Raw genomic sequence first — 15,149 nt, forward strand, 5'->3', positions numbered from 1 at the left:
GTCGAAATATAGCAGATGAAAGGGTGAATAGTTATGTTTAATATTCTTAAAAAAGTTAATTATAGCAAGCTTGTAAAAGAAAAAAATAGGGCAGACACATTTGGTTTTCATGAAGAAAAATATTTCAACGATATTGTAGAGACAAAGTATGGTGAGTCTGTATTGTTGAGTTACCCTGAAGATTTAAATGATGAACTCGCTACAATTTTTTTAACTAGCATAATAAATCAAAAATACCATAGAGCTCTTATGTATCTGATATTTAAAAATAATACAATGCAAATTCAAGATATAAAAGTATTAAATGATGCTAAGAGTAAGGGGTATGGAGATTTATTGATGGAGAAGGCAATTGAAATAGCGAAACAAAAAAATATGAAAATTATAACTGGTCGTATGGTTTCAGAGTCAATAGAACATAGAAACCGCCAAGTTAAATACTATACAAAGCATGGTTTTGAAATAGATGAAAAAAATATATTAATGAAATACCTATAAAACTATCTTTAGTTTTTGAATATAAAGTAAAAGCTGTCTCTTTTGAGATGGTTTTTTTTATTAGGGCAAAGGATTGGTGATGGAATGGATGTAGCTGCAGTAAATGAAATTGCTACAAGCCAAGCAGTATGGGCAATAGCTTGTTTAATTATAGCGTTTGGAGCATTTCGCTATCTAATTAGCAAAAATGATAATTTAATGAACCGTGCAGAAGAACGCGAAAACAAATTAATGGACCACTTAGAACGGTCAAATGAATCACAAGAAAGAACAGCAATCGCACTCGAAGGTATGAACCGATCGCTGAATGTATTGGAAGGTCGTGTGGACCGTATTGAAAAATACTCACTTAAAAATAAAAACAATGAAAAGGATGATGAATAATGGATTTAACAAATATTTTTATGATTGCAATGGTGATGGTGGCTATCGTTTTAGCCGTTTCGGAAGTACTAAAAAAGACATTTAAAATTAAAACGCAATACATGCCAATCACGTCGGTAGTGATTGGTATTTTTATTGGCTTAGTTTGCTGGCCGGTATCAGAGTATCCAGCATACGTCATGTTGATGGCTGGCTTTGTGGCTGGTCTAACAGCTTCGGGAACTTTTGATTTATTAAAGGCTGCTAAAAAAGAAGGTGAGCAATAATGGCTTACGTTTTTAAACAAAACTTATTGCCATCTAGTAAGTATTCAATAAAATCGCCTTACACTATGACACCACAGTATATTACGGTTCATAATACGGCCAATGATGCATCGGCAGCTAATGAGATTAAGTACATGATAACTAACGACAACCAGGTATCCTATCATGTCGCTGTTGATGATGTAGAAGTTATTCAAGCAATCCTATTTAACCGTAACGGTTGGCATTGCGGGGATGGTCAAGGTAACGGTAATCGTAAATCAATTGGTGTTGAAATTTGCTACAGCAAAAGTGGGGGAGTTCGTTACATTGCTGCTGAGGAAAATGCAGTGCAGTATATAGCCTCGTTACTAAAACAATTTGGATGGGGCATTGAGCGAGTTAAAAAACATCAAGATTGGAACGGAAAATATTGTCCGCATCGAATTTTAAATGAAAACCGATGGAATAGCTTCTTAAAACGAATTGAAGAGGCTATGAAACCAAAAACAACTATCCAACAAAAGGAGGAACCAATAGTGACTAACACACTAACATCGACAGCTAAAGAGGATTTGAAAGGTTTGTTAAAAGAGACTTATCAAAAAGGAATTTTAAAAGTGGATCATAGCGAAAGAGTTTGTTCAATGACTGATGGTGAAGCTTTAGGATTATTGATTTCAGTAGTAAAGCGAACTTTATAGGAAAGAAAAAGACCAAGAAAGCTAAATGCCATCTTGGTCTTTTTTCATGTCATTCAACATTTGTTTGCGTTCTAAAATCAATGCCATAAACTCATCTAAATCTTCTTCTAAAGCTGAATTTTTGATAAAGCTGCGTGCCCTAGATCGGGCACTAGTATATTTTGCACGTTCCTTATTCTTTTCTTGCCAGCGTTTATTTGCTTCCGTTTGAGGATTTTTTGACATTTTCTTCACGTTCCTTCAATAATCTTTTTTGCTCGCGTTTTAAAAAATAACCTTTAACGTAAAGCGCAAGCAATGCAACAAGAGAGACAATGAGTATAATATTTAATATTTTCATGGGCTCATGGTATACTTTAGGAAACAAGGAGGGGTTAACCCCCTCTTCTTGTTCTTCTGTTTTGTAGCCTTAGTTGTTCATTTTCCAACTTCTTTTTTTGGTTGTCCAGCCATTTTGATTGAAGTTGTAATGCGATGAACACTAGGGCTATTATTGTTCCTAAGTATTCCAAAAGTTCACCTCCTTTCTATACTTTAATTATACTAGTACTAGTATGTTAAGTCAACCCCTTTTTCCATTTAATTCCCATAATTCCAAAATAAATGTATTGCCAAAAAGGAACGAATGTTCTAAAATACAAACAAACGTTCTCGTTGGAGGAGTGGGAAGAATGAAGGAACAACTGATAAAAGCCATGCAACGCAATCATGTAGTAAACATGATGTATGTGTCAAGAAGTGGTGAAATTACAAAAAGGCGAGTAAAACTAATTAAGGTTATCGGTGATTCATTCCAGGCATACTGCTTTACTCGACAAGCGAAGCGTACTTTTGCTATCAATAACGTTTTGGCAGTTGTTCCAATCATTCACAAGGAGCGTTCAGTTGTATGATAAGTTTTGAACAAAGGCGATTACTCCATAAATATGTAGTTTATGATATGGCAGTACAGACATTACAACGTGACTACAAGGTGATTGAAAATCTTAAAATGAGTAAAGTATATTTACCCATACTCGATAAGCTTCTAGATGACATTTCACAAGAATGTTACAACTCTAAGAGGCTGTTGGCTAAAGATAAAATAAGAGTAGTGCGATGGGAAAAGAAAAATGAATACTTTAGTGATTTAATTGTTGCCACAGCAGGCGAAGACCTCGTGTTGACGTATGCAAATATGGCTGTGAAAACGCAAGTGGAAAAGCTGCTGAATCAACATTTATATAATGATGAAGTTAATGCTTAGGTACTGGGTAAAATGTATTATTTTACCGTAACGCATTTAAAGTTATGTAAATATATGTTATATTTGTTTCGCGGAGGTAATATTTTACTTTTGCACAAATGACATCTTGGATTCTACTCAAATATACCGCTAAGTAAGACACCGCCTTCTTTAAATGAAATCTAGAAAGAAAGAAAGAAAGAAAGAAAGAAGGAAAGGAAGGAAGATATCAATGAAAAAATTATTTACCTCTATTTTATCATTAGTATTATTATTTAGTATGGTTGGAAGTGTTTTTGCAGAAAGCGTGAAAGTTAATTATGAATACTCGAGTGTATTGGTACAAGCTGTTCAATTAGAAGAAGTATTTGTTGGAGCCGTTGGATTGGATGGAGATTTTGTTGTTTTAGATCAACAAAAAGCAATTGATAATGGCATTTCATCCGATAAAATAAATGAAGCAAAAGAAAAAATTAAAGAATATAATAAAATAATAAAAGATACTCTGGATATTACACCATACTTTACCTTTGAAGGAGATCAAATTCTTTTTGATGATATAGCCGCAGAAAAAAATGGAGTTTCAATGGAACTCATAAATACAACAAAATCTGATGTAGATAAGGTTAATGGTTTAGCAAATACTCTGGATACTCGTGCTTCTTGTGAAGGGACGAATAAGTATGAAGATCGTTGGTATGGTTATGATACGTACTTCGATAGTTGTAATACTACTAAAATTATAGGTTTATTGACAGTGGGAGCAGGGCTTACTACAATTGCTGGAGCAATAACTGCAGCTCTATTACCCCCTGTTGGTATTGCTATTGCAATTGCTGGTGGTTTAATTGGTGCAGGTGCGGGTATATTAACATATGCTAGTGCAAATGGGTGTGGAGTTATAGTAAGATTTACTTTAGATAAGCCAATTTGGTCAGGTTCACAATGTTCTTAATCTGTAATTAAGGGAGTGAGAAATAAAGGTGTCTGCGTTCATACTTGCAAAAATACTTGGCGGTCTTGCAATTGTATTTATGTTCATCAAAATTTTATTCTTTAAAACGGAGAAGAAAAAAGATGATAAGTATCTAATTTACACACTTCTTGTAATTATTATTACTAACATTATTATATGGGTTATTTCAGCAATAAATTCATAAAGAAAAAAAGTGGATCCGTTATAAGGATATCCACTTTTTTTTCTCGAAAGATATTGAATGTCGTTCGAATGCTCATTTAAAAGCTACTATAATATCCGCAATGAAGCAAACCCCATTACCTGAACATCCTTGAATTTCATGGTCCATTTTATGTGCCTACAAGAAATAAAAATTCTGGGTACATTCAATCAATTTTAGAAGCTAGAATTATTTACGGATAAGCAAGTAGAGAATGTAAGCCGGAAGGTAAAGTGCCACAAAGCCATTTAGCAGCTTTTATTATAAGGGTTTCAGAATTAGATATACTTTAGAAATAGAGGGATTCCAGGATGTACCAGAAAATCATCCAGCTAGGTATGATATTCAAAAATTATTTGCAGTTGGAATTGTAACAGGATAAAGAGATTTTTGTTGAGACTATTCCTTTTGGGGGTAGTCTTTTTGCATTAAAATTCTGTATGGACAGCATGCACTGTTGATCCTATGTTTATGTGCTTATAATCGTTTTTCGGTATTTGAAAAAGATTTTATAGGACAGACATCATTTCTCATACTCGTGCATAAGCTATATAGCAGCAAGCGCTATTAGCTTTCTAATTCGGTCGGGTTCAATATCCGACATTTTTTACGTATAAAACGCTAATAGCGCTCATATCGTTAGTGAGGTGTGGTATTTGTGGAAAAGAACAGATTTTCAAAACCCGTAGCATTTAACAGTAAAAACGAATCAGACAAGAAAATTTTAGACCACGTTAAAAGAAGAAATTTTTCAGGTTATGTAAAAAAACTGATACTTGCTGACATTGCTCTAAAGGAAGCAAGTAAATCAAAAGTAGAGGAAACAAAAACCGAGCCAGTTAATCAGACAAAACAAACAGCGGCTGAAAAACTGGCTCGTATGCAAGAACAATTAAAGAAAAGACCCAATAACGTGCGTAACGATACCGATGGCAGCACCGATTCCTAATCCAATCACAAAAGTCATGTTTCAACTTTCCTCTCGATGTTTTATTGTTAGTTTGGCCATGTGATATTTAATAAATACATGGAGGCGATTGGATGATATTAAACCCTGCTTATGATTTTTTAAATGCAGACTACAAAAATCCTAATTTGACGAAGGTAAAGTTGGAGGAACTTGATAGTGTAAAAAAGCCAAAATTTAATAAGGCTAAAATTATTACACTTTCAATTCCAGGCTTGGTTTTAACTACTCCATTATCAGTTTTTGCTGCTACGACAGATAATACCTTTAAAAATGTGTATGATGCAGTAATGAACATCTTCGATTCTGGAGTTGTGATAGTCATAATTTTTGCTGGTGCAGCTTGGACGCTTGGACATCGTTCAAAGGCTATTGAACTATTAATTGGTGTGTGCTGTGGTTATTTCCTTGCTCGACATGCTATTGATATTCGTGATTTCTTAAAATCGATATAGAAGGGTTGAATGAATGTCATTTATGGATAAGTGGGTAGAAGAAGCGGATCGTAAGCTGATTTCTCATGTGAAGGAGTCGGTTTCTGAAACTGTCACTGGTGTCTTTGCTTCATCTTGGGATTGGTTTGTTGGTGTGCTACCTGATTTAACTGGATACGCTACATTAGCTGCAGGCGCAGCAGTTATTATAAGCACTGCTGCTGGGCAAGGTATGATAAAGCCGATTGGTATCTATTCTTGCGCCCTCATTACATCTATTTGTATTTTGGTAGGTGTTTAATGTGACGATGTATTATCCTGCTGTGGTAAGTGAGTATTTACCTGCCTTACGTGAAGAAAAAACGAAAACAGTATTTTCGTTTGATAAGATTAAACATGCATTTAAGTCATCGAATTATTTTAAGTATGTGCGGAATAATATGATTGTATATCGCATTATTCCGCATGCTGATGTAACGGTTAACAATAAGCGCTTATGGCGTGCGTTGCATAAGATGTACGAAATGTACGAAAAACGAGGTACACGACTTGAAAGAGAAGGGTTCAAATTTACATTTCGTGAAAAGGATTTATTTTGGTTCGATGTTCTTTTCAAACAAAGAGATGGTAACAAGTCAGTAGAGTTTTATGTAGCTACAAGTGAATACCAAGCACAAAAACTAAAAAGAAAAATTGAGAATAAAATGAGTGTTACTTTTACAGAAGCTTCTATTGAAGATATACATATACCTAATGAAAATACGATAGTCCAGGAACTACGATACTTAAAACATGACATATTTAGCTTGAACCATAATGCTAATGATACGAAAACACCGATTGGGAATCTGTTAAATGTAATTGAAGAATTGCAATTTGAAGGTGATACAGCTCGTTTAAGTATCTGCAACGAAGTTGAGAATCGAAACAAATGGGTGAAAAATGCTCAATGGACGTATGAGAAAGCAGCTAAAGGGAAAGTACCTCAAAGACCAACATTGAATGGTAAACGAATCGGTAATGCAATTAAAATAGGTGCGGGTGCCGTTGTAAATGAAATTAATGATTTATTAACGGACATCTTTCAAGCATTAAGTAATGCATTCTTTAAATCAGATAAGGGAATCGAAAAGAAAGCCGTCATTAGCAAAGCGCATAGTTTAGAGGATGAGATAGGTACAACGCGACTGAACAGGGAAAAAGGAAACCTACCTGTGTTTAGTTCGCATATCCGTATTGCTTCTCACTCTGTTGATAGATTAACACGAGACAGCGTGTCTGAATCTATCTCACTCGCTTTGCAAGACTTAACTGATACGAATGAATTACAAGGTGTTAAGATCTCCAATAAAAAGAAGCAAGAAAAAATCATTGAAGAAATGAATAAGCTTCAATTAAATTTTACTACTCGTAATGACCCAAACGTGAATTTGGTGAGCACCGACGAAATGAGTAAACTTGCGCTTATGATGCCGAACAAAGACTTACAGCGTAAATATGCTGATGCATTAAACACTAAAAAGCGCGTTGAGGTAGAGATACCAAAAGCTCTGCAAGATTCCAATGGAATACATTTAGGTATTGCTGAATTAAAGGATTCTAAAATTGATGTGTTCATGCCAGTTTCCAATCCTGATGAATTTTATCGTGGTTACACTTTTATCGGTGGTCAAGGTGCTGGGAAAGATACAGCAATTATTAACTGGATTGTAGAGAGTAGTATGAAGCACGGCATTAGCTTCGTCATTCCAGATGCCATCAACGAGGATGGTAGAGGGATGGCTGATAGCGTGCGAGATTCATTACCAGCTGACAAAATTGTAGATATTGATTTATCTGACGAAGAATTCAAAGTGCCAATGGATTTAACAGAAGTCATTACAAAGCTTGGCCGCAATGGTGCATCTCGTTTTGCAGATGAAATGATAGATTTTATGCAAATAGACGGTCTAACTAGGTCACAAAGATATTTAAAAGCAGCTGCTAAAGCGTCCAAGGGCTCTTTGTATAAAATCAAGCAAATAATTGAAGATGAAGATTTTAGAATTGATGTCATTGCACAGCTTATTGATTCAGGCAATCAACGCCTAGCTAGAGAATTAATGTCATGGGGCACAAATGCCGAATTAGGAAGTAAAGCAGATCCCATAATTAATCGATTAGATCAATTCTTTGGTAACGATGTGCTTTATGACATATTTGCACAAGATCCATTAGAAAGCGTTAATTTCGGAAAATGGATGCAAGAAGGGAAAGTAATTATTTTACGTATTCCAAATCGTAATTTAGGGGAGCTGGCAACAAAAACACTGGTGCATTGGGTGACTTTGAAAACATTTATGACACGCATGTTGATGTCTCAAGAAGAAAAGAAAAACGGTTGTTTTGTGGTCTTTAATGAACCGGAGCAATACCAAACAGATGGATTAAGTAAACTAATGGGGCGTATAGGCACCGAAGGCAGAAAAGAGCGTCTAGGCAGTTTATATGCATTCCATCATTGGAATAAGCTTTCACCTAGTTTACAAGAGAATTTACAAGGGGGAGGAGTACAACAATTCCTATTCATGAACGACTATACCAAAACATTCGACATATCTAAGCATCGTTTTGAAGATACGATACCAATTGAAGAGGCTTATAAGCTACCTGCACATCATGCAATTGTAAGTGTAAGAACAGCTGGAGAGCTTCAACCAGCATTTATATGTAAGATGGCTCCACCAAGAAAGAAACTAAATAACAATGACCACTTAACAAAAATGCACACAAAAGAGTACGGCAGACCGTGGCACGAGCTTCAGGAAATCCTATAAAAATAGCCACTCTACTTGAGTGGCTTAAATACCTAAAAGTTGTTTCTTTTTAGCGTCGAACTCATCCTGAGTTAAAATTCCTTCATCTAATAGCTGTTTGAATTTTATTATCTCATCTGCTACGCTTGGTTGGACTTCCGTCACTGTTTGAGCAACGACTTCCTCACCTTCAGCAACTATTAACATTGAAAGCTTTTCTAAGACCTTCTTGTCACATTTAATTACGAGAGCTACTTTTTCGCCATTTAGCCTTTTTAGATAAAGTGTAGCTACAGACTTATCTTTGCCGATATTCGCCCCCATAGCTCCTGCAATAGCTCCAGCATTACCAAATGTACTACCTATTAAAGACCATCCAGCGATGTCAAAAGCGCTCTTTTGAATGTTTTCCACTCGTTCCCATTTTATTAAGCGAAATACTTCAGGTGTGTTATGGTAATCAACACTTATTTCAACTTCACCTTGTTTGTTTTGAGATAATTTAAAAATACTACCTTTGTCTTTTAACTGTTCTTTACCATTAAGGATATCAATAGTCGTTTTAATTGGCTTCATGACCTGAACAACTTTTCTTTCTTCACTATCCATTTGAATTTCAGGAAGAATTCCTAATTTGTCTTGGATAGCTTGGGTGAAAACCTTCCCTGTGTCATTCTGAGCGATGCTTAATTCAATTACTTCTTTGTTAAATTGGAACTGTATCTCTACTGTGTTAAATTTCTTTATAGCAATTTGCTGCGTAATTTCCTCATAATTATGGGCTATCAGTTTCTTTTGTTTATCCGTTGTTATTAATCTTTCTGAAGTCAGGACAACTAAATATTCTTTTAAAGCTATTTTGCCTCGAACGGCAACGCCTGCACTTTCTATGATTTCATCAACATTTATATGCTCAGCTATTAGCCCGATTTCCTTTTTAAGGTTAGTTAAAGTCATCCATCCGTTGGGCTTTAAATATTCTTTTATTTGATCAATTGCGTACATCAAATACCCACCTTTCATGATTTTTCCATTGAATAAACTATACCACTATTTACAGATGTTAGGGTAAACAAACGGACAGAATAAAGGGCAACAAACTATAAAAAAGCAACAAATAGCAATGATTTAAAGCGTTAAAGTGGGTAAACAAAGACAACAAGGGTAAACAGACGCTGTTGCCGTTTCTGTGATACATAAACCCTTGCGGTTAAAAGGACTGCTTATATAAGTAAACAAAGTAAACAATTAATATCTATTGAATGTATTTATATAATATAGGTGTATATAGCATATATAATATATACCTAATACGCCTAATTCACATATACTATATACATGAGTAAAACTTTGTTGCCTCAGTTGTTATGAGGTGGAATGTACAGGTGGTGACTTATCCATATTTTAAAGTGATTTTACTTAAGTTAAATAAAATCCGCTTTGGTACGCATGATAACATTGGCTCGGGCCCAATTCATCTCCCGCCAGATGAAATGCATACAAGTTCTTCGTGGCTATCGTTTTTAGCGCCGGAAAAATGGACTGAAGAAGAGTTGACAGATGCTATGACGGGTGCGGCTTATGCGATGAATGCTTTTATACCATTATTTATTCAATGTGATAGTAGTGATGTAGCGGTAGTGCCACAAGTGAAGGCAACGCACAACGAACAACCTACGTTTTTTGTCTATGATAAGTATCCAGGTGGTATTGGTTTAAGTGACAAGGTTTATGATTTATGGGAGGACTTAGTAATGAAGGCACAGCAGCATATTACAGCCTGTCCTTGTAAGACTGGTTGCCCATCTTGTATTGGTCCACAAGATTCAATCATTAATTCAAAAAGTAAAGTTGTCAAACTTCTTCATTTGCTTAACGAAAATCATTAGTTTACAAAAGAGGGTTTGGAAGTAGTAATAATAATGACTTTTTATTAGTAACGTACACTCTACGAAGGTGAATGCCGATGGAGCTATAACTATATAGCCTCTTACAATAACAAGGAATTGCATTGGGGGATGATGGCTATTTTAAACTCGATAATCCTGTGACATGTACACAATTTGTTGCCTTGATGTCCCGTGCAATGAATTGTAACAAAAAAAGCACATTTTCTCCCTTTTTACATAAGGGAGAAGATGTGCTTTACTAATTATATAGACTTTTATATTTTTGACTTAGACAATCTATATGTTGAGGGAGATAGAGGGAGAATTACTTTCATCTTCCAAATGATTATAATTAAACAATCTAATTGTTAAATAGCTCAAATAAAGCGCTTCGTATTTTTTGAAATCCTTTACATGGAGGCGCTATTCTTATAGAAATAATCCATAATGTTAATCTTACAAACTTATTCGCAAGCGACATATTCATAGAGAAATAAATGTTGCATAGATAAATCATTAAAATTCATTTTGGCACGTATGATAACATTGGCTTAAATCATAATCTCACACGATACACAATAAGACATGTCTATCAAGTGACTCAAGGTTTAGAATCTATAAGACTGGTTATTTACAAAACGAAAGTAAAAGATAGCTTGCACAAGTATTAAAAATTTTACAGGCAGAAAATGAGTGAAGTTAATGTCTTACGAAAATAAAATACTACAAATGAAAAAAATGCTCGGAAAAAAAGTAGAAAAACAGGTAGCCACCGTAGAACCAGTCTTTCAAAAGCCGAGCGCTCCTAACTATACGGAGCAGTGGGAAAAGGCAGGTCTTACGCGCATCGATAATGACTTTGGCATCGTTTTTAAACGACAAGTGCATTATCCATACGATTATCAGCACGGTCATTATCAATTGCAGTCATTTTTTGACGCGTTAACAAAATGGCAAAGTGCTGATTTTGAACATCCTTATGCAATAGATATGAGGGAGCAAGTACTGTTTTTTGATACAGAAACGACTGGATTAAAAGGTGTTGGGACACAAATTTTTCTTTTAGGCTTTTTAGAACTGACGGATCATGATTTTGTCTTAACGCAATATGTTTTAGCAGATCCAGGGCATGAAGCAGCCCTGTTATTTGAATCTAAGCTTTGGCAAAAAACAGCGACGATTATTACGTATAATGGTAAAAGTTTCGATTGGCCACAGCTTGAAACACGTTGGACCCTCAACCAAAAAGTATTGCCTAAATTACGAACACAGCGCCAAATAGATTTACTGCATAGCTCGAAGCGATTATGGAAAAACGATATGGAGCGCATGAAATTAAAATCAGTAGAAGAGGAGAAGCTTGGCTTTTCACGTATTGGCGATATCCCAGGCTATTTAGCACCAATCATTTATCTTGATGCTGTGAAAAGTGGTGTGCCTGATGCACTTATGAAGGTCCTTATTCATAATGAATGGGATTTGCTATCGCTCATAACTTTATATGTTCATTCTACTAACTTATTATTTGAAGAGGCGAGCGATGAATCAGCCAATACTTACACGAATATTGGGAAATGGTATGCTGATTTGAAGAAGAGCCCCCAAAGTGTTAACGTTTTAGAAAAGGTAACGGCACAATTTGATGAGCGAGAAGCCGGCAATGCTCAATTTTATTTGGCAATTCAACTTAAAAAAAATAAGCAATTTAATGAAGCAATCGATGCTTTTGTCGCTTCACTCCACTTTATAGAGCCACGTAAAAAGTTGCATGCTTTAGAACAATTAGCTATGCTCTATGAGCATCAAATGAAAGATTACAAGCAGGCCCTTAAATATACATTAGAAGGCATACAATTGATTACTTCGACTGAGGAATGGCGAATGGAACAAAAACAAAAATGGGCAATTTCTTGGGAAAAGAGGTTGCACAGATTAGGAAATAAGCAATAATTTCCCGGGTAAGCGCAAGAAACGACAAGTTTAGCCTTACAATTGATGGTTTCAGGCGATATAATGTTAGGAAATATGCTATAATGAATTCGTGTATGTAGTGCGAGGAAGGGCGATGTGAATGGACATTAAATTAACTTCAAAAATGATTCTTGAAAAGGAATTTAAGAAAAACTTTAAAGGCTACAATGTAGAAGAGGTCGATTCTTTTCTTGATGAAATAATTCAAGATTATGAAACGTTTGAAAAAGCTGTTGCACAACTGAAAGAAGAAAATAAACAATTAAAAGAAGAAATAGAAAATACGCCAAAGAGACAACCGCAACCAGCCGTATCAGCAGCAGGTACAACCAACTTTGATATTTTGAAACGACTTTCAAATTTAGAAAAACATGTATTTGGTAGCAAGCTTTACGAATAATTTTTATCATATACATTGTATTTATCATAAAACTCTAGTATAATCTTCGTATCATCATGAAATTCGAGTAATCGCTGCGACGCTAGACGTCGTAGAGGAAAGTCCATGCTCACACGGTTCTGCGATGGCCGTAGTGTTCGTGCTTACTGAAAAAATAAGGTAAGGCAGCTTAAAGCTGACGGCGGAAGGAAGACCTAAGTCTATTTGATATGGTTGACACTTCCTGAAAGTGCCACAGTGACGAAGCTTGTTTGGAAACATACAAGGTGGAACGAGGTAAACCCCACGAGTGAGAAACCCAAATTATGGTAGGGGCACTCTCTTGAAGGAATTGAACGGATAGAGGGACAGAGTTGACTCTGTAGATAGATGATTACTGCCCGGTCGTACGAGGCGCAAGCTGTTTGAGTACTCGGGAACAAAACATGGCTTATTGAATTTTTTGATGTTTAACTACGAAATAACAAGCGCTCTCCAATTCGGTGGAGAGCTTTTCTTTTGAACTAATTAAAGTTGTATCTATTACTTATGATGTCTAGTCATGCGCGATATACGCCTGAGGTTAGGCTAACACCATGTTGGCCGCGCCTTTGTCGATACGCTTCGAAGTCATAACATCACCGTTATCGTATGGACGCGACATACATACCTACGCAAAAAGTAGGAACGCGCTTTTCTAAAAATAAGGGTAGTATCGATAGATAGGATGGAGCGGAAACATGGGCGGAGTAATTAATAATCTGGAGAAGATTAATTCGATTTCTAAATACCCCACTTCCTTACTGAAGAAAATTTTTGAAAATGTATCTGAAGGCATTATGATTACGGATAAACATAAGAAAATAGAGATGGTTAATCCAGCATTTGAATTCGTTACAGGCTATAAACGCGATGAAGTGATAGGAAAAACGCCCGCGGTGTTGCAGTCAGGTGTACATGAGTTATCCTTCTATTTGACAATGTGGGAAAAGATTCGACAAGAAGGAATATGGCAAGGTGAAATTTGGAATCGTCGTAAAACAGGAGACGTGTATCCTGAATGGTTAACAATTGTTAGCATCACAAATGATATGGGAGAAATCACAAATTATTGTGGTATTTTTACAGATCTTTCTGAAAGAAAAATAGTAGAAAATGAACTAGAAAAACGTTTGTTAACAGATTCCTTAACAGATGTATCAAATCGATTTGCTTATATTGAGAGAATGGATAGCCTACTAGAATCGTCTTCTACTATGTCTCATTCAGTACAGCATGCTGTCTATTTCCTTGATTTGGACAGATTTAAACAAATAAATGATACTTTAGGTCATGCAGTAGGTGATACGATTCTTGTAGAAGCAGCAAAACGTATTCAAACATTGCTAAAAAACAAAGATATCATTGCTAGGTACGGCGGAGATGAATTTATCGTTACATTAACGAATGTAAAAAATGTACGAGAAGCTGCGAAATTTGCTGAGCAAATTATTGGAATTATAGAACAACCGATGAATATAAATGGACAAGATGTCTTTATCTCCACGAGTATTGGGATTAGTATGTATCCTGCTGATGGGGTGACGTCCGAGCAACTTATTACTTGTTCAGATAAAGCGATGACCTATTCTAAGAAGAATGGTCTTAATAGCTATTCTTTTTATTTTGATGAATTGCAAACTGACAGTCAGCGTGTTCTATTGCTAGATTCAGAGTTACGTAGAGCAATAGAAAATCGCGAATTTGAGCTGCATTTTCAACCGAAAATTACTGTGGAAAATGAACATATTCAAGGACTTGAGGCACTCGTTCGCTGGAATAATGAAAGACTTGGATTTGTATCTCCAGCAGAATTTATTCCATATGCTGAGGAGACAGGCCTTATCATTCCTTTAAGCGAAGTCATTATTGAAATGGCTTGTGAAGCAGCAATTAAATTACAACAATTTGGTCGTAAAATTCCGATTGCAATTAATATTTCAAGCATTCATTTTAAACAGCAAAACTTTTTAGAGTCGATTCAGACAATATTGGAACGATATAACACGTCAGCAAACAATTTTGAAATAGAAGTTACAGAACGCACTGTGATGAATAGTGCTTCGGAAACGGTTAGCAAGCTCGTTCGACTAAAGCAACTCGGCTTTAAAATTTCGATTGATGATTTTGGTACAGGCTATTCATCGCTGAGCTATTTAGTTCGATTCCCACTCGATTGTTTAAAAATTGATCGTAGCTTCATTCAACATATTAGTTCGCTCGATGAAAAACAGGCAGTTGTAGATGCCATTATTCAAATGTCACATCGTCTAAAAATGAAAGTTGTAGCAGAAGGTGTAGAACAAGCGCAACAAGTGGATATACTACGGAAAATGAACTGTGATATTATTCAAGGCTATTATTACAGCAAACCATTACCACTTCCCGAATTGCTGGAGTATATCGAGTTTTGGGAAATTGAACATCAAGGAAGGAAATAA

General features: G+C 35.6%; 17 protein-coding genes, 1 other RNA gene and 1 pseudogene. 16 read left to right on the top strand and 3 right to left on the bottom strand.

What is annotated here, in order from left to right:
- The first annotated feature begins 33 nt into the window (after positions 1-33).
- Genes ACQKNX_RS02380 through ACQKNX_RS02395 form a run of 4 tightly spaced genes read left to right on the top strand, consistent with a single transcriptional unit; the run spans position 34 to position 1,831 of the window.
- Complete coding sequence (locus ACQKNX_RS02380; protein ID WP_427427401.1) at positions 34-498, top strand: GNAT family N-acetyltransferase; 465 nt, start codon at positions 34-36, stop codon at positions 496-498.
- Positions 499-540: 42 nt separating this feature from the next.
- Positions 541-882 carry a BhlA/UviB family holin-like peptide gene (locus ACQKNX_RS02385; RefSeq protein ID WP_427427402.1) on the top strand — a complete coding sequence of 114 codons (342 nt, stop codon included), beginning with the start codon at positions 541-543 and terminating at the stop codon, positions 880-882.
- Positions 882-1,148: a holin gene (locus ACQKNX_RS02390; protein WP_427427403.1), complete on the top strand. Its 267-nt coding sequence runs from the start codon at positions 882-884 to the stop codon at positions 1,146-1,148. Before ACQKNX_RS02385 ends, ACQKNX_RS02390 begins: the two co-directional genes overlap by 1 nt.
- Positions 1,148-1,831 (top strand): peptidoglycan recognition protein family protein, encoded by a 684-nt coding sequence (locus ACQKNX_RS02395; protein WP_427427404.1) that lies wholly within the window; start codon positions 1,148-1,150, stop codon positions 1,829-1,831. The genes ACQKNX_RS02390 and ACQKNX_RS02395 overlap by 1 nt, the downstream gene beginning before the upstream one ends.
- A 21-nt stretch (positions 1,832-1,852) precedes the next feature.
- On the opposite strand, the gene ACQKNX_RS02400 is transcribed toward ACQKNX_RS02395, so the two are convergent.
- Positions 1,853-2,056, bottom strand: coding sequence for a hypothetical protein (locus ACQKNX_RS02400; protein ID WP_427427405.1), 204 nt, complete (start codon positions 2,054-2,056; stop codon positions 1,853-1,855).
- A gap of 149 nt (positions 2,057-2,205) precedes the next feature.
- Entirely contained in the window at positions 2,206-2,343 is a 138-nt protein-coding gene (locus tag ACQKNX_RS02405; protein ID WP_337981313.1) for a hypothetical protein, read from the bottom strand.
- Between the two features lie 159 nt (positions 2,344-2,502).
- Between ACQKNX_RS02405 and ACQKNX_RS02410 the strand changes: the two genes are divergently transcribed.
- The 7 genes from ACQKNX_RS02410 to ACQKNX_RS02440 all read left to right on the top strand — a co-directional run bounded on the left by ACQKNX_RS02410 (position 2,503) and on the right by ACQKNX_RS02440 (position 8,451).
- Positions 2,503-2,724: a transcriptional regulator gene (locus ACQKNX_RS02410; RefSeq protein ID WP_427427406.1), complete on the top strand. Its 222-nt coding sequence runs from the start codon at positions 2,503-2,505 to the stop codon at positions 2,722-2,724.
- A 47-nt stretch (positions 2,725-2,771) separates the two neighbouring features.
- Positions 2,772-3,077: an aconitate hydratase gene (locus ACQKNX_RS02415; RefSeq protein ID WP_427427407.1), complete on the top strand. Its 306-nt coding sequence runs from the start codon at positions 2,772-2,774 to the stop codon at positions 3,075-3,077.
- A 211-nt stretch (positions 3,078-3,288) separates the two neighbouring features.
- Complete coding sequence (locus ACQKNX_RS02420) at positions 3,289-4,011, top strand: hypothetical protein (RefSeq protein ID WP_427427408.1); 723 nt, start codon at positions 3,289-3,291, stop codon at positions 4,009-4,011.
- 881 nt (positions 4,012-4,892) lie between these two features.
- On the top strand, positions 4,893-5,183 hold the full coding sequence (locus tag ACQKNX_RS02425) for a hypothetical protein (RefSeq protein WP_427427409.1): 291 nt from the start codon (positions 4,893-4,895) through the stop codon (positions 5,181-5,183).
- A 92-nt stretch (positions 5,184-5,275) separates the two neighbouring features.
- Complete coding sequence (locus tag ACQKNX_RS02430) at positions 5,276-5,656, top strand: glycosyltransferase (protein WP_427427410.1); 381 nt, start codon at positions 5,276-5,278, stop codon at positions 5,654-5,656.
- Positions 5,657-5,669: 13 nt separating this feature from the next.
- On the top strand, positions 5,670-5,936 hold the full coding sequence (locus tag ACQKNX_RS02435; RefSeq protein WP_427427411.1) for a hypothetical protein: 267 nt from the start codon (positions 5,670-5,672) through the stop codon (positions 5,934-5,936).
- Positions 5,937-5,943: 7 nt separating this feature from the next.
- Entirely contained in the window at positions 5,944-8,451 is a 2,508-nt protein-coding gene (locus ACQKNX_RS02440) for an ATP-binding protein (protein WP_427428254.1), read from the top strand.
- A 24-nt stretch (positions 8,452-8,475) separates the two neighbouring features.
- Here the strand turns inward: ACQKNX_RS02440 and ACQKNX_RS02445 are convergent, their stop codons facing one another.
- Positions 8,476-9,435: an SHOCT domain-containing protein gene (locus ACQKNX_RS02445; protein ID WP_427427412.1), complete on the bottom strand. Its 960-nt coding sequence runs from the start codon at positions 9,433-9,435 to the stop codon at positions 8,476-8,478.
- Between the two features lie 425 nt (positions 9,436-9,860).
- Between ACQKNX_RS02445 and ACQKNX_RS02450 the strand changes: the two are divergent.
- The 5 genes and pseudogenes from ACQKNX_RS02450 to ACQKNX_RS02470 all read left to right on the top strand — a co-directional run.
- Positions 9,861-10,319, top strand: a pseudogene (locus tag ACQKNX_RS02450) (Zn-binding domain-containing protein); the annotation flags it as partial.
- 702 nt (positions 10,320-11,021) lie between these two features.
- Positions 11,022-12,269 carry a ribonuclease H-like domain-containing protein gene (locus ACQKNX_RS02455; protein WP_427427413.1) on the top strand — a complete coding sequence of 416 codons (1,248 nt, stop codon included), beginning with the start codon at positions 11,022-11,024 and terminating at the stop codon, positions 12,267-12,269.
- A 121-nt stretch (positions 12,270-12,390) separates the two neighbouring features.
- Positions 12,391-12,690 carry a cell division regulator GpsB gene (gene gpsB / locus ACQKNX_RS02460; protein ID WP_427427414.1) on the top strand — a complete coding sequence of 100 codons (300 nt, stop codon included), beginning with the start codon at positions 12,391-12,393 and terminating at the stop codon, positions 12,688-12,690.
- A gap of 59 nt (positions 12,691-12,749) precedes the next feature.
- An RNA gene (gene rnpB, locus ACQKNX_RS02465) (RNase P RNA component class B) lies at positions 12,750-13,128 on the top strand.
- 281 nt (positions 13,129-13,409) lie between these two features.
- A complete protein-coding gene (locus ACQKNX_RS02470) occupies positions 13,410-15,149 on the top strand; it encodes an EAL domain-containing protein (protein WP_427427415.1) in 1,740 nt (579 codons plus the stop codon).

It is taken from the genome of Lysinibacillus sp. NPDC093712 (assembly GCF_050280025.1).
Classification (GTDB): domain Bacteria; phylum Bacillota; class Bacilli; order Bacillales_A; family Planococcaceae; genus Lysinibacillus.

Bases quoted from the DNA above. Each gene is read 5' to 3' on its own strand.
- ACQKNX_RS02435 (WP_427427411.1), top strand. From the start codon at position 5,670: ATGTCATTTATGGATAAGTGGGTAGAAGAAGCGGATCGTAAGCTGATT.
- ACQKNX_RS02395 (WP_427427404.1), top strand. From the start codon at position 1,148: ATGGCTTACGTTTTTAAACAAAACTTATTGCCATCTAGTAAGTATTCA.
- ACQKNX_RS02470 (WP_427427415.1), top strand. From the start codon at position 13,410: ATGGGCGGAGTAATTAATAATCTGGAGAAGATTAATTCGATTTCTAAA.
- ACQKNX_RS02415 (WP_427427407.1), top strand. From the start codon at position 2,772: ATGGCAGTACAGACATTACAACGTGACTACAAGGTGATTGAAAATCTT.
- ACQKNX_RS02400 (WP_427427405.1), bottom strand. From the start codon at position 2,056: ATGTCAAAAAATCCTCAAACGGAAGCAAATAAACGCTGGCAAGAAAAG.
- ACQKNX_RS02430 (WP_427427410.1), top strand. From the start codon at position 5,276: ATGATATTAAACCCTGCTTATGATTTTTTAAATGCAGACTACAAAAAT.
- ACQKNX_RS02380 (WP_427427401.1), top strand. From the start codon at position 34: ATGTTTAATATTCTTAAAAAAGTTAATTATAGCAAGCTTGTAAAAGAA.
- ACQKNX_RS02445 (WP_427427412.1), bottom strand. From the start codon at position 9,435: ATGTACGCAATTGATCAAATAAAAGAATATTTAAAGCCCAACGGATGG.
- ACQKNX_RS02390 (WP_427427403.1), top strand. From the start codon at position 882: ATGGATTTAACAAATATTTTTATGATTGCAATGGTGATGGTGGCTATC.
- ACQKNX_RS02410 (WP_427427406.1), top strand. From the start codon at position 2,503: ATGAAGGAACAACTGATAAAAGCCATGCAACGCAATCATGTAGTAAAC.
- ACQKNX_RS02455 (WP_427427413.1), top strand. From the start codon at position 11,022: ATGTCTTACGAAAATAAAATACTACAAATGAAAAAAATGCTCGGAAAA.
- ACQKNX_RS02440 (WP_427428254.1), top strand. From the start codon at position 5,944: ATGTATTATCCTGCTGTGGTAAGTGAGTATTTACCTGCCTTACGTGAA.
- gpsB (WP_427427414.1), top strand. From the start codon at position 12,391: ATGGACATTAAATTAACTTCAAAAATGATTCTTGAAAAGGAATTTAAG.
- ACQKNX_RS02420 (WP_427427408.1), top strand. From the start codon at position 3,289: ATGAAAAAATTATTTACCTCTATTTTATCATTAGTATTATTATTTAGT.